The organism is Nonlabens sp. (assembly GCF_039941875.1).
Taxonomy (GTDB): Bacteria; Bacteroidota; Bacteroidia; order Flavobacteriales; family Flavobacteriaceae; genus Nonlabens.
This window is the reverse complement of sequence record NZ_JBDVDQ010000003.1, coordinates 140952-167060: the sequence shown is the minus strand read 5'-3', so window position 1 is coordinate 167060 and position 26109 is coordinate 140952. Positions and strand designations below refer to the sequence as shown.

The 26109-nt window shown below is 35.1% G+C and carries 19 protein-coding genes; 9 read left to right on the top strand and 10 right to left on the bottom strand.

The genetic code is table 11. The features are described from left to right. The first annotated feature begins 3 nt into the window (after positions 1 to 3). The 4 genes from ABJF08_RS01160 (at position 4) to ABJF08_RS01145 (ending at position 8306) form a co-directional block, all read left to right on the top strand. A complete protein-coding gene (locus ABJF08_RS01160) occupies positions 4 to 3354 on the top strand; it encodes a T9SS type A sorting domain-containing protein (RefSeq protein ID WP_348114217.1) in 3351 nt (1116 codons plus the stop codon). A 191-nt stretch (positions 3355 to 3545) separates the two neighbouring features. Beyond that, on the top strand, positions 3546 to 5612 hold the full coding sequence (locus tag ABJF08_RS01155; protein WP_348114216.1) for a M13 family metallopeptidase: 2067 nt from the start codon (positions 3546 to 3548) through the stop codon (positions 5610 to 5612). A gap of 90 nt (positions 5613 to 5702) precedes the next feature. Continuing rightward, on the top strand, positions 5703 to 7610 hold the full coding sequence (locus ABJF08_RS01150; RefSeq protein WP_348114215.1) for a CocE/NonD family hydrolase: 1908 nt from the start codon (positions 5703 to 5705) through the stop codon (positions 7608 to 7610). Between the two features lie 12 nt (positions 7611 to 7622). Then, a complete protein-coding gene (locus ABJF08_RS01145; RefSeq protein ID WP_348114214.1) occupies positions 7623 to 8306 on the top strand; it encodes a hypothetical protein in 684 nt (227 codons plus the stop codon). Between the two features lie 265 nt (positions 8307 to 8571). On the opposite strand, the gene ABJF08_RS01140 is transcribed toward ABJF08_RS01145, so the two are convergent. From ABJF08_RS01140 to ABJF08_RS01110, 7 genes are all read right to left on the bottom strand, one after another. After that, positions 8572 to 8901 (bottom strand): hypothetical protein, encoded by a 330-nt coding sequence (locus ABJF08_RS01140; protein ID WP_348114213.1) that lies wholly within the window; start codon positions 8899 to 8901, stop codon positions 8572 to 8574. Continuing rightward, positions 8885 to 9334 (bottom strand): 6-carboxytetrahydropterin synthase, encoded by a 450-nt coding sequence (locus ABJF08_RS01135; protein WP_348114212.1) that lies wholly within the window; start codon positions 9332 to 9334, stop codon positions 8885 to 8887. Before ABJF08_RS01135 ends, ABJF08_RS01140 begins: the two co-directional genes overlap by 17 nt. A 236-nt stretch (positions 9335 to 9570) precedes the next feature. Then, on the bottom strand, positions 9571 to 10905 hold the full coding sequence (locus tag ABJF08_RS01130; protein ID WP_348114211.1) for an MATE family efflux transporter: 1335 nt from the start codon (positions 10903 to 10905) through the stop codon (positions 9571 to 9573). Positions 10906 to 11067: 162 nt separating this feature from the next. After that, complete coding sequence (locus ABJF08_RS01125; RefSeq protein WP_348114210.1) at positions 11068 to 11316, bottom strand: hypothetical protein; 249 nt, start codon at positions 11314 to 11316, stop codon at positions 11068 to 11070. A gap of 121 nt (positions 11317 to 11437) precedes the next feature. Then, positions 11438 to 11893, bottom strand: a complete 456-nt coding sequence (locus ABJF08_RS01120; RefSeq protein ID WP_348114209.1) for a transcriptional repressor — start codon at positions 11891 to 11893, stop codon at positions 11438 to 11440. A 128-nt stretch (positions 11894 to 12021) separates the two neighbouring features. Beyond that, positions 12022 to 12636: an HmuY family protein gene (locus tag ABJF08_RS01115; RefSeq protein WP_348114208.1), complete on the bottom strand. Its 615-nt coding sequence runs from the start codon at positions 12634 to 12636 to the stop codon at positions 12022 to 12024. Positions 12637 to 12655: 19 nt separating this feature from the next. Continuing rightward, complete coding sequence (locus ABJF08_RS01110; RefSeq protein ID WP_348114207.1) at positions 12656 to 14737, bottom strand: TonB-dependent receptor; 2082 nt, start codon at positions 14735 to 14737, stop codon at positions 12656 to 12658. 111 nt (positions 14738 to 14848) lie between these two features. Here ABJF08_RS01110 and ABJF08_RS01105 point away from each other — a divergent pair, with 111 nt between their 5' ends. From ABJF08_RS01105 to ABJF08_RS01085, 5 genes are read left to right on the top strand one after another with little or no spacing between them, the layout of a single operon-like run. Beyond that, a complete protein-coding gene (locus tag ABJF08_RS01105; protein ID WP_348114206.1) occupies positions 14849 to 15751 on the top strand; it encodes a DUF6607 family protein in 903 nt (300 codons plus the stop codon). A gap of 6 nt (positions 15752 to 15757) precedes the next feature. After that, on the top strand, positions 15758 to 17248 hold the full coding sequence (locus ABJF08_RS01100) for an ankyrin repeat domain-containing protein (protein ID WP_348114205.1): 1491 nt from the start codon (positions 15758 to 15760) through the stop codon (positions 17246 to 17248). Further along, positions 17248 to 17736: a DUF2271 domain-containing protein gene (locus tag ABJF08_RS01095; RefSeq protein ID WP_348114204.1), complete on the top strand. Its 489-nt coding sequence runs from the start codon at positions 17248 to 17250 to the stop codon at positions 17734 to 17736. The genes ABJF08_RS01100 and ABJF08_RS01095 overlap by 1 nt, the downstream gene beginning before the upstream one ends. A 10-nt stretch (positions 17737 to 17746) precedes the next feature. Then, the gene (locus ABJF08_RS01090) at positions 17747 to 19924 is read left to right on the top strand and encodes a PepSY domain-containing protein (protein WP_348114203.1); all 2178 of its coding nucleotides are present in this window, start codon (positions 17747 to 17749) and stop codon (positions 19922 to 19924) included. Between the two features lie 11 nt (positions 19925 to 19935). Beyond that, positions 19936 to 20289, top strand: a complete 354-nt coding sequence (locus tag ABJF08_RS01085; protein WP_348114202.1) for a DUF6686 family protein — start codon at positions 19936 to 19938, stop codon at positions 20287 to 20289. A gap of 269 nt (positions 20290 to 20558) precedes the next feature. Here the strand turns inward: ABJF08_RS01085 and ABJF08_RS01080 are convergent, their stop codons facing one another. The 3 genes from ABJF08_RS01080 to ABJF08_RS01070 all read right to left on the bottom strand — a co-directional run bounded on the left by ABJF08_RS01080 (position 20559) and on the right by ABJF08_RS01070 (position 26107). Then, the gene (locus ABJF08_RS01080) at positions 20559 to 21389 is read right to left on the bottom strand and encodes an alpha/beta fold hydrolase (protein ID WP_348114201.1); all 831 of its coding nucleotides are present in this window, start codon (positions 21387 to 21389) and stop codon (positions 20559 to 20561) included. Next, a complete protein-coding gene (locus ABJF08_RS01075) occupies positions 21386 to 24115 on the bottom strand; it encodes a PD-(D/E)XK nuclease family protein (RefSeq protein WP_348114200.1) in 2730 nt (909 codons plus the stop codon). Before ABJF08_RS01075 ends, ABJF08_RS01080 begins: the two co-directional genes overlap by 4 nt. A gap of 123 nt (positions 24116 to 24238) precedes the next feature. Further along, complete coding sequence (locus tag ABJF08_RS01070) at positions 24239 to 26107, bottom strand: OmpA family protein (protein WP_348114199.1); 1869 nt, start codon at positions 26105 to 26107, stop codon at positions 24239 to 24241. Positions 26108 to 26109: the final 2 nt, after the last annotated feature.

Sequence of the window (26109 nt, the reverse complement as noted above, 5' to 3'; positions counted from 1 at the left end):
CCTATGAAATATTTCATTGCCTTTTTAGTGCTTACTATTGGATCATTTACTGCTGCTCAATTAGGAACAGATGCTCCATGGATGCAAGATCTAATATTGCGTAAAAATGGATCACAACCTACGTATCAAGAAATAAAAGCTGCAGGAGATGCTTACTGGTCCATACATGATAAAGATGCAAAAGGTAGCGGTTATAAACCCTTCATGCGTTGGGTAAATAAATCTGAAGCTTTTGTAAAAGCAGATGGAACGCTACAAACACCTATAGATTTACAGAACGAGATCAACAGTAATGTACTTAAAAATAGTCTAGTAGATAATTCAAATTGGGTACCTGCTGGTCCATTTACTTATACAGAAGCTGGCTCATGGTCACCTGGTCAGGGTCGTGTAAATACCGTTGCTGTAGATCCTAATAATCCTGATGTTTATTATCTAGGTGCACCTGGTGGTGGTGCTTGGAAATCTATAGATGCTGGGGCTACTTGGAATCCTATTACAGACTTTTTAACTGAAATAGGTGCCAGTGCAATTGCCATAGATCCTAACAATTCTAATATAGTTTATGTAGGAACTGGAGATGATGATGGTGGTGATACAGAAAGTATAGGACTTATCAAATCTACAGATGCAGGTGCTACTTTTAACCCAACAGATTTAGTATTTACTAGAGGTGGTAATATAAGCGAGGTTTATATAGACCCTACTAACAGTAACACTATTTACGTCTCTTCTAGTAATGGATTTTATAAATCTACAGATGCTGGAACAAATTTTACTAGAACCTTAAATGAAAATGTAAAGGATATCAAACTTAAACCTGGTAGTCCGGATACTATTTACCTTTCTACAACAAGTTCATTTTATAAATCTACAAACGGTGGTGATACCTGGACACAGATAACCTCTGGACTTCCTTTTAATCAAGGTAGATCTGTTATAGGTGTTACACCAGCAAATCCTAATTATGTATACCTACTCATTATAGACAATAATGCAAACTTGGTAGGCGTCTACAGATCTGGTAATAGTGGTAACACATTTACTAGAAGAGATACAAGCAATATAGATATCTTAGAAAACAGTCAAGGATGGTACGATCTAGCACTAGAAGTTTCTCCTACTAATGCAGAAACTATTTACACAGGATGTTTAAATGTATGGAAATCTACCTCAGGAGGTTCTTCCTTTTCTAAAGTAAATAGCTGGAACAATAGCGCCCAGGCAAGTTACACCCACGCAGACATACACCAGATAAGACAATTTAACAATGAGTTATTTGTACTATCTGATGGAGGTATTTATAGAAGTACAAATGATGGCGGTAGCTTTAGTGATTTAACTTCTGGTGCTCAAATAGGACAGTTTTATAGAGTTGCAGTAGGTAATCAATCTAGTGCTGACATCGCTGGTGGATTACAAGATAATGGTGGTTTTACTAGAAGCTCAAATGCGTGGACTAATTATTATGGCGCAGACGGTATGGAGGCAGGTATAGATCCTAACAACCCTCAAATACGATATGGTTTTACACAACGTGGTGGTGGTTTATACATTTCTACTAACGGCGGTGCAAGTCTAACAAGTAGTGTAAACGGCCCAGAACAAGGTAACTGGATTACTCCTTTAAAAACAGATAGTAGAGGAACTATTTATGCTGGCTATACTAGTTTATACAAAGTATCAGGTGGAGCTTTTACTGCAGTTTCTCCATCATTCGGTAACAATATTGATGTGTTAGAGATAGATCCTAATAATGATAACAACATTCTTATAGGCATAGATCAAAATCTATATTTGAGTACTAATGCAGGTGTTAGTTTTACGTTAGTATCTAGTTTTAATAATAATATTACTGCTATAGAGGTAAATGCTAACGACGGCTCTATAATATATGTAGCCACTAGTTTTTCTAACGGTGGTGTATTTAAAAGCAATAATCAAGGTCGTAATTTTATAGATATTACTGGTAACCTTCCTAATCTAGGTAAAAACACACTAGCACATCAAGGGTCAAGTATAGATGAGCCTTTATATGTAGGTACTACAGTAGGTGTTTATAAATATGATGAATCCTTAGACTCTTGGGAGCTGTATTCAAATAACCTACCTAACGTAAACATAAGAGATCTAGAGGTTAATATTAATGACAACACGCTTACAGCAGCTACCTATGGTAGAGGTATATGGCAGTCTTCAGTACAACAAGCGGCACCTAATTCTGACATACAGCTAGTAGAAATTCAAAATAATGGAGGTGACATTTCTTGTGGTATAGATGACCTTATGGTGGTTGTAAAAAACACAGGTCTCAATGATATTAACTCCATAGACATAAGTTATATAATAGATCGTGGGACTACTGTTACACAACAAATGACGGTTTCTATTGCTCCTCAAGGACAAACTTCTATAGCCTTATCAGGTATTAACCTAAGTCCAGGCACGCATGCTATTAATATTACTATAAATACACCTAACGACTTTTTTATCAATAACAATAATCAATCTATTGAGATTTTAAGTAACTCTAGTGGTGTAATAAACGACCTTCATCAGTTTGAAAATAGAGAATTTCTAGTTTCTAATTCTGGTAGTACTTCTTCCTTATGGGAACGTGGTACCGCAAGTGGTCCAGTTTTAGGTAGTACAACAGCTGGATCCTCAAATGTTTATGGAACTAATCTTTCTGGGCAATATGGTAACAATTCTACTAGTTATTTATATTCTGGATGTTATGATCTAACTGGTATTCAAAATCCTGTGTTATCCTTTGACATGGCATACGATCTAGAAAATAATTGGGATTTACTTTATATGGAATACTCTACAGATGGTGGTAATAACTGGAATACTCTAGGTAGCCCAACCGACCCTAACTGGTATAACTCTAGTAGATTACCTAATAGAAATGACTGTTTCAACTGTATAGGTGCACAATGGACTGGCACCTCAGCGACCTTAAATAATTATGACATATCGCTTAACTTCTTACGCCGTTTTCCTCAAGTAGTATTTAGATATGTCCTTAGAACAGACCAGTCAGTAACTGGTGAAGGTGCAGTAGTTGATAATTTTGTAATCAATGGGATTTTGAGTAACGACACTACATCTATAGAAGACATGTTCTCCATATATCCTAATCCGTCTTCAGGCATGTTCAACATCAGCTGGAATGATGCACAAGATTTTGATTATGATGTATACGATGTAAGTGGTAAAAGAATAACCTCTCGTAAAAACAATACTGGTACATCTCATGATGTAGATTTATCAGGTGTTGCGATAGGTATGTACTTTATTAAAATAACCACCACATCAGGTACAGTAACTAAAAAACTCATGGTAAAATAAAGAATTACATCACTTCCATTTAAAAAGACTTTTCTACATAGAAGAGTCTTTTTTTTGTTTCCGCTTTCGCGAAAGCGAGAACAACAACCATCTTAATCCATTACCAAATACTTAACAAATAGAAGAAATAATTTTGATATTTTGCTTTACTAATTTCATTCCAAGGAATTAAAATAACTAAACTTAAAAAAATGAAAATTAAATCCTCTTTACTAATAGCTGCAACAGCTATGGTAACCATGGTATCGTGTAAAGACACGCCTACAACTACTGCCGTCGAAGCAAAAGAACAACCTGGCCTAGAGTTAGGTTACATGGATAAAAACGTATCTCCTAAAGATGATTTTTATCGTTTTGTAAACGGTGTATGGATAGATTCTACAGAAATCCCAGCAGACCAGACCGTATGGGGTGGTTTTAATAAATTGAGAAAAGACACAGATGCAGACGTGCTTGCTATACTAGATAGAGCAATGAATAACAAGGATTTAGATCCTACATCTGACCAGGCAAAGGCGGTTTATGTTTTTCAGAGTATTATGGATAATGACTCTCGTAATAAAGCAGGTTACCAGCCTATAGTACCTTATTTAGAAAAAATAGAAGGTATTAAATCATTAGAAGAGTTACTTACTGTAAAAGCAGAATTAGGTAAAAAAGGACTGAATGCATTTTTCTCTGTAGGTGTAGGAGCAGATGCTATGGATACTGATATGAATGTAGCTCAACTAGGTAATGGTTCTCTAGGTATGGCCCGTGAGTATTATGTAGGAGAAGATGCAGACAGTAAAGAAAAGCTTTCTAAATATGAGATGCACATCGCTAGAATGCTAGCCATGACTGGTATGGAGCAAGAAAAAGCTACTGCTACTGCAAGTGAAATAGTTGCTTTTGAAAAATCTATGGCAGTACCGAGATTAGATAAGGTAACTAGAAGAGACCCTAAAAAAACTTACAATCCTATGGCAGTAAGTGGTCTTCAGAAAATTGCCCCTGCTATAAAGTGGAGAACTTACTTCAAAGAAGCTGGAATGAAAGACTTTGATAACCTTATTGTAAGTCAGCCAGATTATATCAAAGCATTGAACTCTATGTGGAAAACTTCTAACCTAGAGATCATGAAAAAGTACATGAAGTGGAGCATGATTAACGACGCTTCTAACATGCTTTCTACAGACTTAGAAGATGCAAACTTTGATTTCTATAGCAAAACAATGCGTGGTGCTAAAGAACAAAAAGCACAAAATGAACGTGCACTAGCTACTGTAAACGGTACATTAGGAGAAGCACTAGGTCAACTGTATGTAGATGAGAAGTTTCCTCCTGCTGCAAAAGCTAAGGCAAAGGAAATGATAGAATACGTGAAGAAAGCTTATGAAGTACGTATCAATGGACTAGAATGGATGAGCCCAGAAACTAAAGCCAAAGCTATCGAAAAGTTAAACGGTATGACCATTAAAATCGGTTATCCAGATACATGGAAAGACTATTCTGAAATGCAAATAAAAAGCCCTAAAGATGGTGGTACTTTATTTGACAATATGCTAGCTGTTCAAGAATACAATTACATGGATAACATGAGTAAGTTGGGTGAAAAGGTAGATAAGTCAGAATGGTTCATGTCTCCACAAACTGTAAATGCTTATTATAATCCTTATTATAACGAGATCGTTTTTCCTGCGGCTATTTTACAACCTCCATTCTATAATTATGAGGCAGACGCTGCTGTAAACTTTGGTGGTATGGGAGCTGTTATAGGTCATGAGATCTCTCATGGTTTTGATGATAGCGGTGCAAAATTTGCAGCTAACGGTAACATGGTAAACTGGTGGACAGAAGACGACATTAAGCAATTTGAAGAATTAGGTGGTGAGCTTGCTGCACAGTATAGTGCTATCGAGGTTCTTCCTGGGGTAAACATAAATGGTGCTTATACACTAGGAGAGAATATAGGAGATTTAGGTGGTGTAAACGCAGCTTATGACGGTCTTAACATGTGGCTAGAAGATAAAGGAGAAGTTGCAGATATCGATGGTTACACGCAACAACAACGTTTCTTTTTGAGTTGGGCAACTGTATGGCGTACTAAGATGAGAGATGAAGCTTTAAAGCAGCGTATTAAAGGTGACACACACTCGCCAGGTATGTACCGTGGCTATGTACCACTTCAAAACATTCAGGCTTTTTACGATGCTTTTGATATCAAAGAAGAAGATGGAATGTATATCGCACCAGAAGATCGTGTATTGATCTGGTAAAATAAACACATAAATTATATTAAGGCTTTCTTAACAAAAAGCCTTTTTTTATACCTAACTGCTATATTTAGCATCTCATAAATATAAAACATGAAAAATTACATTCTCGTTGTAGTAGCTGTTTTTAGTTTCGCTTTCGCGAAAGCGCAATCTAGATCCAACTACGTAAAAGAAAATTACACAAAAACGGTGCAACATATCTCTATGAGAGATGGTGTTAAGTTATATACCGTCATCTACGCACCTAAGGATACCTCAAAGGAATATCCCATCATGATGCAACGTACACCATATAGTGTAGGACCTTATGGAGAAGGCAAGTATAAAGCATCTCTAGGGCCTAACAAATTCATGATGGAAGAAGGTTACATCTTTGTATATCAAGACGTACGAGGTAGATGGATGAGTGAAGGAGATTATGATAACATGAGACCACACATACCTGGTAATGATGTAACTAATAAAAAAGATATAGACGAGAGTAGTGATACTTATGATACTATAGACTGGCTCGTAAATAACCTACCTAACAATAATAAAAAAGTAGGTCAGTGGGGTATTTCTTATCCAGGACATTACACTGCAGCTGCATTACCAGAAGCTCACCCATCACTAGCGGCATCTTCACCACAAGCACCTATTGCAGACTTTTTCTTTGACGACTTTCACCACATGGGAGCAACATTGCAAAGTTATTTAATGGCTTACCCATTATTCGGTTATCAGTCAGAGCCTACCTCAGAGAGCTGGTATAGTGATAAATGGGATAAATTACGTGCAGCAGGAAACATGAAAGATGGTTATGATTTCAACATGAAAATAGGACCACTTAAAAATGTCACTGAAAACATATTTCCAGATAACTTTTTCTGGAAACAAGTTGCCGAGCACCCTAATTATGACGAATTCTGGCAAAAGCGTGCTATAATCAATCATTTTGATGATGTTAACCATGCCGTAATGACTGTAGGTGGATGGTTTGATGCAGAGGATCTTTATGGACCACTTAACATTTATAAAAGTGTAGAAAGTAAGAACCCTAGTAACAAAAACAACATGATAGTTATGGGACCATGGAGTCATGGTAACTGGGCTAGAGAACGTGGTAAGCAAATGGTGAATCACATTCACTTCGGTGATAGTATTTCTACTTTTTACCAGAAAAACATTGAAACTCCTTTCTTTGAGCATCATTTAAAAGGAAAGAAAAACCCACAGTTACCAGAAGCATACATGTTTGATACTGGTGCAAAAAAATGGGATCAATTTACACAATGGCCACCACAACAAGAACAAATTTCTTTTGGTTTTGGAAATAATGGTGAGTTATTAATCAACAAGGCTGGCGATAAAAAACAGGAATTCACTTATACCAGTGACCCTATGAAACCAGTACCTTTTAGAAGCGAGATTACACCAGTTACATTTACACCTAGAGCTTACATGACAGACGACCAGCGTCATGCATCTAGAAGACCAGATGTACTTACCTTCCAGACAGAAGTGTTAGATAACGACATGCGACTTGCTGGAGAGATAGAGGCAAATCTCGAAGTGATCTTAAATAATATTACAGACGCAGATTTTATAGTAAAAGTAATAGACGTATATCCAGATGACGAGCCTAATGGTGCGCATACTCCTAAAGGCATATCTCTAGCAGGTTACCAGCAACTCGTGCGTGCAGAAACCTTCAGAGGTAGATTTAGAAATGATTTTTCTAAACCAGAACCTTTTAAAGAAGGAAAGAAGACCAAAGTGAATTTCCCTTTACAAGACATCTTACATACGTTTAAAAAAGGACATAGAGTAATGATACAAATTCACAGCACCTGGTTTCCATACATAGATCGCAACCCACAGAAATACGTAGATAACATCTTTGAAGCAACAGAAAGTGATTTTACCGTAGGTCAAGTAACTATTCTAGGAAGCAGTAAGGTAACTGTAGGAGAAAATGACGGTATTGAAAAAATGTTACCTAAAATGAAGAAGTAACCTCAATTTACTATGACCAAACTAACAGATTTTAAGGCTTTACTTACTTATAAGACATCTGAACAAGGTGGAAGGTCAACAAACGCTGTTAGTGGTTATAGACCACACATTGAGTTTGATAACATACCTGGCTTTTTAGCTTCTGGAGCTCAAAAATTCATTAATCAAGAATCTGTTGAGCCTGGAGAGACAGTTGTTGCAGAAATAGCTTTAGCAACTTATTATGGTATACTAAGAAACCTTAATATAGATGATACTTTTAAATTCTGTGAAGGTAAAAATGTTATAGGACATGGGAAGATCATTGAATTTTATAATAAAAAACTACAAAATACTTATACATCAGAAGAAATTAAAAACTTGAAGAAGAGAATAACATCTGCCGTTAATCTAGCTACTACCGGTGGTGTATTACTAATTCAAGGAGTAAAAATATCTATTAGATCAAAAGATCAGCTTATTATTACCGGATTTAGTAGAGCTTTAGATTTAGGTAATATAACGAAGGAATCTGCATTAATGGAAATACAAGAAGTTAAGAACCTATATCTGCATTGGATAGGTTTAACTAACGTATTTGAAAAGTTCACTAATTCAAAACCTCCAAAATTTGTGCTGAGCTATTCCGATTCTAAAGTTGGTATTGGAATATGTGAAATGTCAAGATCAAATATCAATTGGTTAATAAAAATCTGATCAATAAAAAGCTCCTTAAATCAATTAGATTTAAGGAGCTTTTTTTATACTCAACATATAGTAAAATATATCAAACATTGTATTTTATCGAATAATTATTGCTTTTTAGCTGTTTTAGGAGAATAATTTACATATTCGCAATCCCCTTAAAAAACAGTATTATGGAAGCAAATTACTTAGAAGAAAAAAAGCCTAATACCATCGTTGCAACGTATAGATTAATCACTGGATTGATCAAATTAGTTGCTAAGACTTTCTTTTATTTTTAAAGGACATATGTGATTGTAAATACCACTAGGGTTAATATAAGAGAGTTTCTTTGTTGTAATTTTTTGGCACTATCTGTCTGAACGATAAAACAAATCAATGTAATATCCACTATTACAAGAGGTAAGAATATTAATAAATCATCTAAAAGATTAGAATTATTAGCTCCTTCTGTTATCAATACATCTTGATAATTTAATGGCATTACTATTACCATGATCATTAGAATAAATAAAGCACCAACTACAGATAATATCAAAGATATACCAAGTGTGAGTAGGTTTATATGTTTTAATATTCTCAATTCAAACCTACTGATCTGCGGCATGCCACTCTGCATATGCCGTTTCTGTTTCTCTTAATTTTAAAGAATGTAACTCTAGATTTTCTGGAAGACGCGTTTTAATTTTATCAGCAAAATCAAGGATCATCATTTCACTGGTAGGTTGATAATCTACTAAAATAATACTCATCCCACGATCAGAAAATTCTTTAGCTAGTTCTACGTGTGGCGTGTTTTTATTAAATACAGTAGCGTGATCAAATGGATCTACGATTTCTTCTTTCACGATCGTTTTTAAATCACCAAAATCGATTACCATACCACGTTTAACATGACCTTCTTCTGCAATAGGTGTACCGATTACCGTCACAGCTAGTTTATAACTATGGCCGTGTACATTGCGACATTTACCGTCATAACCATAAAGTGCATGACCAGTTTCAAATGTAAATTCTTTTGTAATACGTACTTTTCTCATCCTTTACGTTTGTATTTATTGTAAATCACTATGATAATGAGAAGTAAACCCAATACTAAAAAAAGTCCTGAGCCACCTAAAAACCCTATGATATCTAAGAATGTATTGTCCTCTATTAATAACGCTTGCATATGCTATAATTATGGCGCAAAGATAATGAGTTTAAATGAGGATTAAGTGGTGTACGCTTTCGCGAAAGCGGAATTAACACCAACTATATTTCATTAAATAAGAAACTATTCCATTACCATCGCAGCCACCTTACTTTTAAATTTAAAGTACAAGACAGCGGCGCGACCTATCATCCATGCAAAGAAAGCAAACCATACGGCATGAAGGTTATTATTAAAATAGTCTAGAATAAATAAAACAGGTAAAAATACTAATGCCGTAAGAATCCACAATAGATTGCGCAGGTAAGAAGCTTCTCCCCAACCTTTAAATATACCATCGTAAACAAAAGCAACTGCATTTATAGGCTGCATGAGTAGCACGATCCAAAAGGAATTTGCAATAATCTCTAGCACCTCAGGGTCATCTGTAAAACGTGTTCCTAAATAAGGATATAATATGGTGCAAATAACAGCTAGAATAGCCGCCATAACAACACCATAAAGAGTGGTTTTATTTGCTAGATATTTGAGAGAATCGGCATCTTTTGAACCAAATAACTTACCTCCTATAGCGTTACCAGCATTTGCAAAACCATCTACTAGAAATGAAAAGAACAACCATACATTCATAAGAACTGCGTGTGTTGCCACCTCTTCTACCCCATAACTATTTGCAAATCGATAAGAAAAGTAGATTGCTACATTAATGGCTACGGTACGCAAAAAGAAATTTGCAGTAAGACCTATGTGTTTTTTCAGTTTTTCATGAGGTTGCCATAGCGTTAACTTCATGCTGAAAATGGTCTTTTTATACAAAAAGAAGATAGCTATTAACAACATGACTAACTGTGCGGCGAGACTAGCATATGCAGCACCCATAATACCATAAGCTGGGACAAAACCCTTAATACCATAAACCAGTATAAGATTTAAACCTATGTTTACTACTGCGCCAGACAGACTTGCTATCATGGCCCAAGAGGTATTTTGAAGCCCTCTAAATATTCCGAAAATTGCAAATGCGCACAACGTCATGGGGAAACCTATTGCTCTTATTTGATAATAACTAGCAGCTATAGAAAGCACCTCGCCCTGAGCTTTATAAAGTGTGAATATATAACTAGCTATAGGTGCGGTGACTAAATAAATAAAAATCCCAAGAATGATATTTACCCACACCACTTGCGGTATCAAATCATTAATTTTTTCTAGCTGATTTGCTCCTAGCGTATTAGATACTATAGAAGAGATAGACGTTTTAGTTTGTGCAAGTGTCCAGATTATGGCACTTAAAAATGTACCTACCAGACCTATGGCAGCTAGTGCATTAGTTGTATCGCCATCCATCTTACCGATTATTGCAAGATCGGTAATACTTATGAGAGGCTCTGCTATACCTGCGATTATAGCCGGTATTGCTAGTTTAAGTATTTGAGAAGTGTTGATTTGAATAGCCATCGAGACAGCAAAGATAATCTCTTAAATATGACTAGATGCTCTTTAAATTTATCTAGTTACCGTCCTAAACTGGTAAACTTCTTAAAAACTTAAAAAACGAAAATAAATAAAAACAGCAACTGAATGAACCAGCTGCTGTTTTATAAATATTAAATTTTATTTTTATGCTTGCGCATTTTGTGGAGCCCAGTGAGAACATAGCATTCCTGGAGCTGCCTTCTGTGGATTTGCACAAGTAGGCCCCTCATATCTAGCACAAGATGTACAATTAGGATCGTCTTTTAATGCCGCTTTCATTTCAAAACTATCGCAAGTGTAACTCGTACTTACCTTAACACCGTGGACTTTACAATTTTCATTCTCCATTAAATTCTCACAATTCACACAGCTGTTTCCTATTCTTATAGACATAATATTCGATTTTAAGTTAACCAAATATAGCCTCAAGTAGATTTAGAAACAATATAAATACCTGACTTCAAGAAGTTTATATTTAGACTATTTAAAAATAAAGTGAATTATGTACTCTTAGTTACTCCTCATTATCAGATTTCTCATTTTTAGTAGCATAGAAATATAAAGAGTGAGTATCTATCGATACATCAAAAACCTCTTCTATGGTTTTTTTAATCTCTTGAACCATAGGGTCAGAAAATTCTAATACCTCACCGGTATCTGTCATGATAATATGATCATGTTTTCCATCAAAAAAAGATTTTTCATAATAGGCCACATTATCACCGAACTGGTGCCTGCGTACTAATCGTGATTCTATTAAGATATCTAGAGTATTATAAAGAGTTGCTCTACTTACTCTATAATTCTCCTCTATCATTTTTGAGAAAAGTGTATCCACATTTAAGTGCTCTTCAGATTTATATATCTGTTCTAGAATAGCATATCGTTCTGGTGTTTTACGATGACCGTTTTCTTCTAAAAAGACGGTAAATCTATCTTTAATAATTTTAAAACTGCTGATACACGCCATTGTAATTGTTTAAAAAATGTAATTATTAGAAGCTAATTGATATTTGAATAATAGAAATGATCAGGTATAATTAAAAGACTCTTCTACATTACGAGAAGAGCCTTTTAAAGAACTAATCAAACTAAAATCTATAAAGAGGTATCTCCTAAGTTAGGATTGTACACATAATTAAAAGTGTAAAAACGACTGCTAGCCGTGGTGTCTTGATTTTCATAATAACTTAAGATCTCTACTTTAGCATACCTACCATCTCTAGTTCTGATAACTAATACTTTTCCTGGAATAGCAGAGATTACGTTAGTCATGAAGTTATAATTATACCATCCATTATCACTACCTGCTGGAATCGCGTAGCCCGCACTGGTGTCTTGAGTAAAAACCAACCCTTCTGCTGTGACAACACTTGCAAATGTTCCTGTAGCAATAGCTGCTGCTGCGTCCCCATTTCTTTCAGGCTCGTCTGCAGTACCGGTAGATACTCCACCATTGATAGCTATGGTAGTACCTCTAAAAGCGATATCCCATTCTGTATCACTAGTAGTTTCTAATCCTGTTGAAAAATCAAATTTGGTAAAGTCACCTCCTATTTCTTGTCCCTGACCACCAGTTTGTGGTGCTGGTAAATTAGAAACCGTATTAGATTCTATAGCTGCCGGTGCTACATCATCATCGCTGCTACAAGATGCAAATCCTAAAAAAAGAATGGCGATAGCAATAGTTTTAAGTGTGTTGACTGTTTTCATTTTGGGTAATTGTTTATAGTTAAAATTGATAATTAAGTTTTATGTATCCTTGAATCCCTGGTTGTGTAGGGATGTTGTTATCTCTATAATCCAGTAGGTTATTTGCTCCTACTTGAAGATTAAAATCATTGAAAAAGGTCTTGTTTGCAGAAATGTTAGTAGTTACATAACCGTCTATAAAACTAGTATCATAGCTGTCTATGAGTCCATTTCCATTGGTATCAAATTGGGCATATTTACTACGGTATAGCAATCGCAGGTTAATGTTTGCCTTATACTTCTTAATGTCATAAAAGATTTTAAAATTACCGTTGTGTCTCGAGCGATTAACAAGACCGAAATACTCTGATCGATCAATCGCTACGGTCTGATTAGTCTGTGCATCGCGCACAAATACATTACCATCTTCAATAGCTTTTTCTTGAGTTTTATCAAATGCGTAGAGTAATTGATAACCAGCGCTTAATTTAATAGCTTCTGAAACTTTATAGCTAGTATTTACCTCTAAGCCAGTAGTATATATCTCATCAAAATTTACGTAACTAAAGACATTTTGACCATTATTCTTACGTGCTATAATTCTAGTATCAATTAAATTTTCAAAATCATTACGGAAAAAATTAAGCTCTGAATTCCACTTTCCTTTTTTAAAGGTCATGCCTAGATTATAACCTACACTACTTTCTGCCTCCAGTGGATCATCTAATTCACTAAGTGGCACAACCACATCTAGAATCTGACCTTGCGCTTGCAAGTCATTTAATTTATCTATCGCAACATTATACCCTAAAACCGTATATCCTACCGCCGAGTTTGTAAAATCAAAATACAACTGTCTAAAATCAGGAGCTTTAAATCCATAACCTACAGATGCTTTTACTGCTATAGATTCACTCAGTTGGTATCTCGCAGCCAGCTTAGGACTAAATTGATTACTGTACTCTGAATGGTTATCAAATCTAGCACCTGCTATAACATTTAATTTTTCTGTAGGATTTACATCATACTGTCCATAAACGTATTGCGAGTTAAAATCTACACGCTCGTCAAAATATGTTCTATCCAGCGATTCTAGTTGGTACCCTACACCAGCTGTTATGTTGCCAGCCGATTCTAACTTATAATTTGCTCTTATTTCAGGACGTATTAAAGTCTGATTAAAATCACTTTCGGTAAAAGTATCTTCTTCTATAGGATCTTCTAGTTGCTCATTTGCACGATAATTAGTATAATAAAACTCATAAGATGTGGAGAGCTTCTCATCCCATTTATGATCTAATCGTGCGTGCGCATTCCATTCCTTTTCTTTGCTATCGCCTTGATATTCTATATCTTCAAAAGTAAATCCAGCATCTTGGGTCTGATCATAGTATCTAGCAGAGGTAAACAGAGATAGATTTTCATTAAAGTCATAATATAGCCGAGTATTAAAGGTGTAATTCTCAAAAGGATTAACCGTTTGTCCGACGGTTTCTGAATTCAAGTCATAACCCTCGCTAGAAAAACGATTTGCAAAAAAGCCTACTCTCAGTTTATCAAAACGTTTTTTTACGTCAAGATTAATATCCTGTTGTGTAAAACTGCCCAATCTATAAGAAACATTTCCATTTAATTTTTCAGTTTTAAGCTTTTCAGTAATAATGTTAATCACTCCACCTAGCGCTTCACTACCATAAAGACTACTCGCCGGACCTTTAACCACTTCTATTTGTTTGATGTTACCTACTGTAATTCTACTAAGATCAAAATTACCTGCGCTGCGCCCTACTAGCGGCACACCATCTACTAGTATAAGGATATAGTCTGAAGATATTCCTTGTATTTGTACACCTTCAAAACCACTCTCATCAGACACGGTTATGATACCTGTTTGCTCGTTAAGAATTTCATCTAGACGTATGGTTCCCGATTGTAAAATGTTCTTTTTAGAAATAAGAGTCACTGGTAACGGTAAAGAAGATAATTGTCTCTCTGTACGTGTTGCTGTAAGGACTATTTCTTCTAGCTTCTCTGTTGCTGTAGAGTCGATTACAGTTTGTTGGGCTACCGCTTTCGCGAAAGCGAGAAAACTCAATACACTTATAAACAAATATTTACACATATCACTACTTAGAATCATTCTTAATAAAGCGCAAATATATAGCTTATTATTATTTAGAATGAATTAATATAAGTATTTTTGCGAAAGAATAATATTCACAAAAAATCCAAAATGAAAACTAGCTATCTTACATTACTAACCCTATTCACTGTCCTATTTGCCACTGCGCAAGACAAAAAACAAAAAGATCTTACAGCCATTAAAGACATGTGTGGTTGTTATGAAGTGACCTTTAATTTTACAGAAACTTTTAATTATTCTAACGACTCTCTTTATAAACCGTCTGCAACTAAAGTGGATAAAGCACTAGAATGGGCACAGTTAGTAACTGATGAAGAGGATAAAATTCAAATACAGCACTTATTACAAGTAGGTAACCCTGCAGAGCCTATGATTATCAAACACTGGAGACAGGACTGGCTGTTTGAAAATCAAGATTTATACACATTTGATGCAAACAACAAATGGGTTTATGAGCATAAATCAAAAAGCGATGTTGCAGGACAGTGGACACAAAAAGTATATCAGGTAGATGACAGCCCTAGATATGAAGGAAGTTCTACATGGGTGCATGTAGATGGTAAGAGTTATTGGGAAAACACTACTCCAGCGCCACTGGCAAGAAGAGAATACACTACACGTAGTGATTATAATGTTTTACTAAGAGGTAACAGGCAAGAAATTACAGAGTATGGCTGGTTACACGACCAGGATAATCATAAGATAATTAGAGAAGAAGGAAAAGAAGATGTACTTCTAGCCAAAGAAAAAGGTTATAACACTTATGTAAAAGTGGATGACAGCCGCTGTAAAGCTGCTGCAAACTGGTGGAAAGAAAACACAGCAAAGTGGGAACTAGTAAGAGCAAAATGGGATAATGTATACGCTCGTAATAAAGACCTAACTCTAGAAGAAAAAGTGGATAACAAAGTTCTTTACAAGCATCTTTTTGATGATGACATAACAGAGAAAGAACAAATCGACCCAATTATTGAATCATTTGTAAAAAAATAAAACCCCATGAAAAATATTCTAGTACAACTGGCATTCTTACTAATAGGTTATTGCGCTATTGCTCAACAAAATACTTTCCATTCTGGTGATTTCTGGAAAACAAATCCCAGTCTCGATGAGGTCAAATCATTAATAGAAAAAGGAAACGACCCAGTGTCGATGAATCAGAACGGTTTTGACGCAACGGTATGTGCAATTATACGTCATGCAAATAATGATGTTATAGAACACCTTCTATCTATAGAAGGAAATATACCTAATAAGAAAACTCATGACAGTCGTAATTATTTACACTGGGCTGCCTATTCTGGTAATGTAACTATCGTAAAGCAATTATTAAAGCTAGGCTCTTCTGTTACACAACCTGATAGTCATGGAAACACACCTCTTATGTTTGCTGCAAATGCTGGCACTAAGGACCCAGCTATTTATGACGCTTTTAAAAATCACGGTGTTGATATAGTAAATGAGAAAAATGAAGAAGGAGCAACTATCTTACTAGCTCTTGCACCACATTTAGAAAACGAAAAAGAACTATCTACTTTTTTATCATACGGTTTAAAGCTAGAAACAGTAGATAATCATGGTAACAACATCTTTCATTATGCTGCAAAAAAAGGAAATCTTTCTTTCTTAAAATTACTTATAGACAAAGGTGTAGACTTTAAAGCAACTAATAAGAAAGGTGGTAATGCTATTCTTATGGCTAGTAGTGGTGCGCGTAACTATCAAAACACTCAAGAAGTATATACGTTTTTAGAAAATCTAGGGATAGAAGTAAACGTAACAGGTGATAATGGACGTAATCCGTTACACAGCATCTCCTATAGAAACAAAGATCTAGATCTTTTTACTTATTTCTTAGACCACGGTGTAGATGTAAACCTAAAAGATGATAACGGAAATTCTCCTTTTATGAATGCTGCATCTAGTAATGACTTAAAGGTAGTACAGTTTTTATCTAAAAAAGTAACCGACATAAATGCACATAATAGTGCTGGTAACACGGCACTTACTATGGCGGTAAGTAGGAATAAAGCAGCAGTTGTTGAGTTTTTATTAGCTCATAAAGCAAACGCTCAGGTAAAAGATAATAAAGGCAATACCTTGGCTTATTATTTAGTTCATTCTTATAATTCTAGAAATGTAGAAGACTTTACAACAAAAATGAAATTGTTACAAAGTAAAAAAGTGTCTATGACTGCAACGCAATCTGGCGGTAATACTTTATATCATATTGCTGCAGGTGAGAATGATTTAAAGCTTATACAATTGCTAGAAAATCTTAAAATAGACATTAATAAAAAGAATGAAGAAGGTCTAACTGCCTTACACATCGCAGCAATGAAAGCAAAAGATGATAAGGTCATTAAATACCTTATCGATAAAGGCGCAGACACAAAACTTACTACAGATTTTGAAGAATCTGTTTATGATCTAGCAATGGAAAATGAAATTCTTCAAAAGAATAACACCTCTTTAAATTTCCTTAAATAATGAAGACACTTTTCAAAGTATTTCCAGTTTTTATATTAAGCTCTTTTTTACTAATCAGTTTTATCTCACCAGTAGAAAAATCCAGCTATAAATGCATGATCCAGTTAAAGAATTATACAGGAGAAGGTGCTTATGTAGTTATCTCTCTTCTTAATCCTGCAGGAGAATATGAAGAGACTATCTATGTACAAGGTAAAGATAATGAGTGGTACAGCGAGCTAGGACAATGGTGGAAATTCTACGGTAAACACCGTCCCAATATAGATGCTATATCTGGTGCTACCATAAGTGGTGGAGAGCGTACTGTAAGTGTTATAAACTTGCCTAAAGATAAAATAGATAAGGGTTACAGCATTCGTTTTGAAACTGCGGTAGAAGATCAAGAATACTATGCTCAAGATCTTCAATTTGAACTTACTACATCAAATTTAAAAGGTAAAAAAGAAGGAACTGGCTTTATACGTTATGTACGATTAATGCCACAGTAACCTATATTTTATGACGCTTTCTTTATGGAGATATAGTCACTTACTACTCGCGCTATTTTCTTCTTTGTTTTTGATAGTCGCATCAGTTACTGGTGTGGTACTCGCTATGGAACCTATTTCTAATGCTGCACAAAATTATCATGTGGTAGATTTAGAAAAGGTTTCACTAGCTACTACACTTACTCAATTAAAAGAGGTTAATGAAGAAGTACTATCCATAAAAGTAACTGCAGACTCGTATGTAATAGCGTCAGTTATTACAGAAGATGGAACTAGTAAAGATGTTTATATACATCCAGAAACTGGAGCGGCATTAGGACCAGTAATAGAGAGAGCCGCTATTTATATATGGACTACTAACCTACATAGATCTTTGTTCTTAAAAAGTACAGGGCGCATATTTGTAGGTATCATCTCTTTACTTCTTTGTTTTATCGCCTTCACTGGTATTTTATTATTAATGCAACGTCAGGGCGGTTTTCTTAAATTATATGGAAAGATTAAAGAACGTGATTTTAACCAGCGTTATCATATCATTTTAGGTAGGTGGTTGTTATTTCCTATTCTTATTATAGCAGCAACGGGCGTCTACCTAAGCGCAGAGAAGTTTGATCTAACGCCTAGCTTTTCCATAGAACATGACTGGAGTAAAGAACCTTCTATAGAACTATCTAGTGGCGAGTTAATCGATATTCCGTTTTTTCAAAATTTAAAAATGTCGCAAATAGACCAACTTAGTTTTCCTTTTTCTGAGGACCAGTTGGATTATTTTGAGATTACCTTACATGATCGTGATCTTTTAGTAGATCAATATTCTGGTGAGATCATAAGTGAGGTACCGCATCCATTTTCACATATTCTATCACAGTGGAGTATGACATTGCACACAGGAAGTGGTAGCATCATCTGGTCTGTAATTTTACTTATCTCTAGTGCTAGTATTTTATTCTTCATCTTCTCCGGTATTGCGATGTACTTAAAAAGACGCAAAAAATCGGTGAAAACTATAGCTCTAGCAAATAAAGAAGATGCAGAAATAGTAATTCTAGTAGGATCAGAAAGTGGTAATACATTCGCTTTCGCGAAAGCGATATCAAATCAATTATCTCAACAAGGTAAAAAAGTTTATCTAAGCTCTCTAAACGAATACAGCGTCTATGAGAAAGCTACCCAAATTATCATATTCACAGCCACTTATGGCGATGGTGATGCACCTACTAATGCGAGGTATTTTTCACAAAGATTAACTGCAATAGAACAACCTAATTCTATACGATTTGCAGTCTTAGGATTTGGCTCTAAAGATTATGATCACTTTTGCAAATATGCTGTAGAGGTAGACACAGCTCTACAAGAACGAGCTGGTTTTACACCCATGTTATCACTAGATAAAATAAATGATAACGACTCTAAAGAAATTGAAAAATGGTTAGAAAATTATGAAAAGCAAACCGGTATAACTTTAAAAAACATCGATTCTAATGAACCTACTTATTGCCAATTCAAGGTTTTAGAGTGCACTACATTAAATCAAGACGATACCTTTTTATTACGCATCAAGCCTCATAAAAAATTAAAATATAAGTCTGGAGATATATTATACATTTTGCCGCCAGGTGAAACTAAGCCGCGTGCCTATTCTATCGCTAGAATAGATAATTACATATTATTAAGTATTAAAAAACACGATCGAGGTGCTTGCTCTACGTATCTCAATGAATTAAACGTTGGTGATTCAATAGAAGCTTATGTAAAGCAAAATGAAAGATTTCATCTACCTAAAAAAGTCTCCTCAGTACTAATGATCTCTAATGGTACAGGTATTGCACCATTTTTAGGTATGATCAACGAGAAAACAAATCGCAAAATAGAACAGCATTTATTTTGGGGAGGACGTAGTACAGCTAGTTTTAATTTATACCAGCCATATCTTAAACTGGCATACTTATCTAGTGTGAGGCTAGCTTATTCTAGAGAGAATGATAAAAAATATGTACAAGACAAAATATGGGAACAAAAGGTAGAAATAGCAACATTACTATCTAAAGGTAATCCCATCATGATTTGCGGATCGCTAGCCATGATGAATGATGTACTTGCCACGATTAATAAAATAACCACAGAACAGCTGGGTAAACCTTTAAGTGTTTTTGAACAAAAAGGACAGGTGCTCACAGACTGTTATTAAACGATAGACTTATGTGTAATAAAATAAAAACACTTGCCAAAAATAAACAAGGACAGTTATCATACTGCACTGAATGTAAGGTCTATAAACTTATCTTTAATAATCTGAATTTTGAATTATATCCAAAACAGTTCAAAAATTTAAGAGCCTATGTTAATGAAATAGAGATAGAATATTGGGAGATAAAGCATGATCGCATGCCTATGAAACGTAAAATACCCATACCGTCTACTCAACAAAATCTAACTATGATGTTTGATAAGCATGAAATCGTGCTTCTTAAATCACTCCTTAATGAAGAAACCGTTAAACCTATGGAGACTCTACATCTTACAGATATAGATTACACGCTATTCTTAAATTAAAGAGTAACCGCCAGGTGTGATTATAATTATTACAGCAACTGATTAAATATCTCTATAAAATAGCCTTAACTAGTAACTTTAAGAACTATATTTGCGCCCCAGCAATATTAAACTAGTTAAATTAACTTTTACTTGCTGCACTTCTCTAACAATAGATAGAGAGAAAAGACATTATAGAAAAGAGTCCTTTATATTGTTATGTTGGACTACTAGAAAAAGCTAAGGAGCTCCATCCTTGGCTTTTTTGTTTTATAGATTTTGGTAAAAAATCATCTCAGAAAATTCATCATACACTGCACTGCTTCTCTTAAATGAGTAGGCAATAAACTAGATTCCCAAGGATGTGATGCGCCCAGTGTATGGTTAGCCTCTCTTATTAATTTTAATTGAGAGTTGGGACTCGCTTTATGAATGGCCTGGGCATCTTTTACCAGAACAGTTTCATCATTCTCACCATGTAAAATAAGGTGCGGCTGATTGATTTTTGTTGCTTGTTTTAAAATGGTTAATGATTCCTCATTTTGGACAAAATCTTCATAAAACTGATAGAAAAGCGGCATTTCTTGTTTGGTACGACCATTTTTGATGTACATCACTCCATTTTCCTTCCAGTCTTCTAGTGCTTTACCTGTTGGGAAACGCTCTGCATAGTTAGCTACTGCAGCTAGGGTAATTAGTTTTGAAACCCTGCTGTCTTTTGCAGCGACTATAGTGGTGATACCACCAGCTCTAGAGTGTCCTAATAAATTAATTTGAGTACTATCTACAGGCAACTGAGAGTTCTCGATCCAGTCTAATACTCTAATAGTATCGCGTACTTCTTTACTATAATTATTATTTCCGAAAGCATCGAGATCTGGAAAATCTATAGGTTGATCTACCGTACCACCATTGTGCGAATAATTGAATTTTATGAATAGAAATCCTGCTTTGGCGAAAGCCGAACCCATTAAACTCCATGCGCCCCAATCTTTATATCCTTTATAACCATGACAAAAAACTACCACTGGCAGAGGCGTACTAGACTCTACATATTCATAGTCTAAAAGTATATCACGGTTGTTCTCTCCTTTTACTATGTTGTTATTACTGGTTATCATACAGGTTTTTCTGTTAGAGGAATATCTTTATTAAATAGTTCTTTTATCAATACAAAAAGTACTTCTTCAAAATCCTGAAGTACTGCAACATCGATCATTTTTTCTTTATAAGATCTACCGGCTTTAAAACCAAAAGGAATATAGCCCTGATCAAAATTCTTAAAACTTATTATACCAGCACTGGCTTCTGTAAAAGGCTCATTATGGCTGTATAAATATGTGTACATGAGTACTTGAAATGCCTTAGCTTTTCCATAATCATCCATTATGACATCAAAGTTCTCTGGATCGATACCTACATTACCCTTAGCCGTTGCACCAGATTTATAGTCTATAATACGCAACTTACCATCTAACTGATCGATACGGTCTACCATACCGTGTATTTTCACCTTGCCTATTTCGGGCACATCAATAACAGCCTCTAGTTTGCGCTCTACACTTTTAATGATTAATTCCTTACCGCTTATAACGAGATCTAGATCGCTTTGCACCATCATTTTGATATAATGCAGTGACACTTCATAAATGATCTTATTCTTTCCTAGAGGAGTAGAATCTGACTTATAACATTCTTGATAAGCCACGTCTAGCTCTTGTTTTATCTGTTTTTTAATTTTATCAAAATCTTCTTTAATTAAGATCTTATTTACATAGGGCTGATAGAGTTTATCCAGCGCCTCATGTATGATAGAACCCATGGTATTTGCTGCTATATTTTCTTCTACATCTTCCATTTGAGAAATGCGCAAAATCTTACTAGCATAAAAATCTATAGGATTACGCACATAACTAGTTAAGGCAGACGGGCTGAAACCGCTACTCGCTATTTGTTGTAATCTTTCAAAATAAGATGGTTCTTTTTCTACCACTATTAATTCTTCTTTTACAGCGCTATTTTTAAAAATATAATGCTGGTGCGATACTATATGTTTAGAATTAGGATCTGTTTCTAGTTGTGTTAAGAACCTACTTTTCTCGCCACCGCCTAATGTATCACCTTCAGTATTGTAAATAAATGCCGCATGATTTACTCTGTGTAGCAATCTATAAAAGTGATATGCATAGACACTATCCTTCTCTGAATAAGTAGGCAGTGCAAACTGGTATTTCATATCGTTAGAGATATAAGAAGCTGTAGATTTTCCAGCAGGTAAAATCCCCTCGTTTACCGATAACATAATGGTATTTTTATAATCTAATGCTCTAGTCTCTAAAAGCCCCATTATTTGCAAACCGCGTACAGGTTCTCCTATAAAATCTAGGTTTTTTAAAGGAACCAGTTGCTTGTATAAATAAGCCACCGTTTTAAGATCCTTTATCTCTTCATTATTATCTATTATGGTAGATAGATTCTGCACAACCTCTGTAATACCTAATAATTGTTCTATTTCTAGACGTCTATTCTCCTCTTGTAATAACTTAGTCTTAAGCTCTAAAAGGACACTTTCTATCAACTTAATAAGCTCACCTACATTATGAACAGGTGTCATAATTTTATTGAGAATAGAATCTTCTATCACCTCATCAAAACTAGATGGAGTCACGTAGATTAAATTATTCTCTTTAATGTATTTCACTAATTTGCGAGAGTCGCTGTCTATTAAAACAAAGGCAAATGAAGACTCTAGAATATTTACCACTCCTTTGTAATAATAACCATCTTCAGTAGCCTCCGTATGCATTTTAATAATATCATACACAAAAGCAGATAGTGGCAACTGGTCTAGAGACAGTCCCATAGTCACATTAAAGTGTGCGATATTATCTGGTATTGCGTCTAATAATGGTAAAAGCAATCTCTCGTCTGCGAGAATAATGGCAGTGTCTTCTAGCTCTTCTTGAGGTATTTGCTCCATTAATTTTACTGCCACCTGGATCATACTAAGATTACCAGCGGCACCATGAATATCTATTTTCTTATTGGACCGGTATTCATTACCATATATGTTAAGCTCGTTCTTATCATAATACTTCCAGTCTTTTTTAAACTTGCGTATGAATTTACCAGATTCATGATAAGGCAATTCCATAAGGTATTGATCTATATCCCAATAAATTAAGGCCTGATCTTCCTCTAAAAGTTTTTGTATAATATTAGATTCGGCAGTATTGAGTGCGTTGAGTCCTAAAAAAACGGTTTTGCTATTATTGGTAGAGTCGTTGGTGAATAGCTCCGCTTTCGCGAAAGCTAACCTATAAGCCATCCCTTGATACACCGTTTCATTTTCTAGACATAATTGCTGGAAAGCGTCATAGTATAAATGGAGTTTTTTCCAAAACCTCAAATACTTAGACACCATCAAAGTTGGGTTTTGGTTTAACGCCCAGTGGTCCATTTCCTTTACACTACCTAGGTAGTTAAAGAACTGTTCTGGATCTACTAGATAGCGATCCATTTCATTAAAATCTTTGAGTATGGTTGTTGCCCAGCCTATGAATTCATCAAAGCTATCTACATTTTCTTCTGTTTCTACACTTTTATAAGCTTTATAAAAAAGGGGTAATAAATCGAGATCATTGACTATCTCTACCTGACCTAGCTGTTCAATATACTCTGTAACGCTATAAATTTTAGGTAAAAAAACAGGCTTTTCTATACGTTGCGCTAGATACCTACTCAAAAAAATACCGACACGTCTAGACGGCACAACATAAGTTGTTGTTATGACATCTATATTGTTATTCTCTAAGTCTGCAAGGACTTTTTCTAAAAATGAATTCATCTGGTTAAGATAATTAATATGCTCATTTTAGAGAACAAATTTGCATAGCTTTTAGAAATAAAAAAAGTCCATTTGCAATTGCAAATGGACTTTTAAAAAGCATTGGTAGGTTAGTAATACCTTTTATCTTTTTGTGATCGTAAATTCAGATCTACGAGATAATTCATATTCATCTGACGTACATTTTTTAGATCCACAATCCACAACTGGATTAGCTTCTCCACGACCTGCAGCAGTTAATCTAGAACCGTCTATTCCTTGAGACTCTACATATTTGATAATGCTATTTGCACGTCTTTCAGTAAGTGCAAGGTTATAAGAATCTGTACCTCTGATATCAGCATATGTTTCTGCAAGAACTTCTAGAGTAGGGTATTTTTTCATAAGACCTACTAGTCTATCTAACTCAAGAGCAGCATCTGGACGTATGTTAGATTTTGCAAGATCAAAGTATATCTTGTTCAAGATAATTTTATCTTCAACAATTTCTGGCTCTGGAGCCATCATTACTTCTACCATAGCAGTTTCTTCTTCAGCAACTGTTAGAGTAGCCTCACCACTTTCATATTTATCTTTTGCACCACGTGCAGTAAGCTCTAGATTACATTCTGTAGTAAATACAGCAACACCGTTAGCATCTGTAGTCTGCCCTGGCATACTGTTTCCAGCAGCATCTTGTAAAGACACTATAGCACCTGGGATAGCTTTTCCTGTTTCTTTATCTACAGCTTTAACTGTTACAGCAACTTCACAGATCTCGATTCTTTCTACACCGTAGATATCATCACCACCTTTACCACCTTTGCGGTTAGAAGATACATAACCTTTACCTGTTTCTTCAGAGTAAGTAAATCCAAAATCATCTAAAGAACTATTGATAGGAGCACCCATGTTAGTTACTTTACCATCTTTAAATTTAAATACATCTAGTCCACCTAGACCTAAGTGTCCATTACTTGAGAAGTAAAGAGTACCATCGTCTGCAACATGTGGGAAAGAATCATCTCCAGATGTGTTCACTGTAGGACCTAAATTTACTGGATTAGATATTTTTCCTTTTTTAAGATCTGCTTTGTAAATATCAGTACCACCTAATCCACCTGGCGCTTCACTAGCAAAGTAAATAGTTGAACCGTCTTTAGTAATAGAAGGGTGACCTACTCCATATTCTTGTGATTCTAAAGAAGTAGTTGCAACATCTCTCCATTCACCACCAGCTTTTATAGCACGGTAAATATTTAATTTACTCTCACCATCTGTAGCTTTTTCATAATCACCTTTTAGGTAATCTACTCTAGTAAAGAACATGTATTTACCATCTGGTGTGATATCCATAGTACCTTCATGATACTTTGTATTTACATCACCTTCTAAAAGCGCAGGTTTACCAACAACGCCAGCGTCATCGATAGTAGCCTCATAGATATCTAAATAAGGTTCTTTGTTCCATCCATATTTACCTCTACTCTCATTACGAGCACTAGAGAAATATAATTTGTTACCTATTTGAAGTGCTGAGAAGTCACTTGCTTCTGTATTAAATTTATGAGCCTTTGTAGTAAAAGCATCTTTCATCCCTTGTATATCTTGAATATAGTTAGGATTAGACTTGTATTCCTTAGCACGGTCATCACCAGGTGCAAGACTTGCAAACTGATTCATAATCGTATTAGAAAGGTCATATTTTTGAGACGCTTTTAAAGACTGTGCGTATCTGTAAAGCGATTCTGCTTTAGGATCACGCTTTATAGCTCTTGCATAGTTCTTCTCTGCATTTTTAAAATCACTATTGAAATAGTAAGAATCTGCTAGTTTAGTATAAACATGCTGTGTTCTTACACCGTTGCTTAAAAGCTTTTCATAAGCTTTGGCAGCATCTACATAACGTAGTTGCTCATATAATTTATCTGCTTTTGCAGTTTTATCACTTTGGGCTTGCGCGCTCATCGCAAAACCAACGCATAAAATTAAGAGTATATATAGTTTTTTCATGG

Coding starts and splice junctions, on each gene's coding strand:
- ABJF08_RS01150 (WP_348114215.1), top strand. CDS start 5,703: ATGAAAAATTACATTCTCGTTGTAGTAGCTGTTTTTAGTTTCGCTTTC.
- ABJF08_RS01155 (WP_348114216.1), top strand. CDS start 3,546: ATGAAAATTAAATCCTCTTTACTAATAGCTGCAACAGCTATGGTAACC.
- ABJF08_RS01090 (WP_348114203.1), top strand. CDS start 17,747: ATGACGCTTTCTTTATGGAGATATAGTCACTTACTACTCGCGCTATTT.
- ABJF08_RS01125 (WP_348114210.1), bottom strand. CDS start 11,316: ATGTCTATAAGAATAGGAAACAGCTGTGTGAATTGTGAGAATTTAATG.
- ABJF08_RS01140 (WP_348114213.1), bottom strand. CDS start 8,901: ATGCCGCAGATCAGTAGGTTTGAATTGAGAATATTAAAACATATAAAC.
- ABJF08_RS01085 (WP_348114202.1), top strand. CDS start 19,936: ATGTGTAATAAAATAAAAACACTTGCCAAAAATAAACAAGGACAGTTA.
- ABJF08_RS01130 (WP_348114211.1), bottom strand. CDS start 10,905: ATGGCTATTCAAATCAACACTTCTCAAATACTTAAACTAGCAATACCG.
- ABJF08_RS01160 (WP_348114217.1), top strand. CDS start 4: ATGAAATATTTCATTGCCTTTTTAGTGCTTACTATTGGATCATTTACT.
- ABJF08_RS01105 (WP_348114206.1), top strand. CDS start 14,849: ATGAAAACTAGCTATCTTACATTACTAACCCTATTCACTGTCCTATTT.
- ABJF08_RS01135 (WP_348114212.1), bottom strand. CDS start 9,334: ATGAGAAAAGTACGTATTACAAAAGAATTTACATTTGAAACTGGTCAT.
- ABJF08_RS01075 (WP_348114200.1), bottom strand. CDS start 24,115: ATGAATTCATTTTTAGAAAAAGTCCTTGCAGACTTAGAGAATAACAAT.
- ABJF08_RS01070 (WP_348114199.1), bottom strand. CDS start 26,107: ATGAAAAAACTATATATACTCTTAATTTTATGCGTTGGTTTTGCGATG.
- ABJF08_RS01145 (WP_348114214.1), top strand. CDS start 7,623: ATGACCAAACTAACAGATTTTAAGGCTTTACTTACTTATAAGACATCT.
- ABJF08_RS01080 (WP_348114201.1), bottom strand. CDS start 21,389: ATGATAACCAGTAATAACAACATAGTAAAAGGAGAGAACAACCGTGAT.
- ABJF08_RS01115 (WP_348114208.1), bottom strand. CDS start 12,636: ATGAAAACAGTCAACACACTTAAAACTATTGCTATCGCCATTCTTTTT.
- ABJF08_RS01120 (WP_348114209.1), bottom strand. CDS start 11,893: ATGGCGTGTATCAGCAGTTTTAAAATTATTAAAGATAGATTTACCGTC.
- ABJF08_RS01095 (WP_348114204.1), top strand. CDS start 17,248: ATGAAGACACTTTTCAAAGTATTTCCAGTTTTTATATTAAGCTCTTTT.
- ABJF08_RS01110 (WP_348114207.1), bottom strand. CDS start 14,737: ATGTGTAAATATTTGTTTATAAGTGTATTGAGTTTTCTCGCTTTCGCG.
- ABJF08_RS01100 (WP_348114205.1), top strand. CDS start 15,758: ATGAAAAATATTCTAGTACAACTGGCATTCTTACTAATAGGTTATTGC.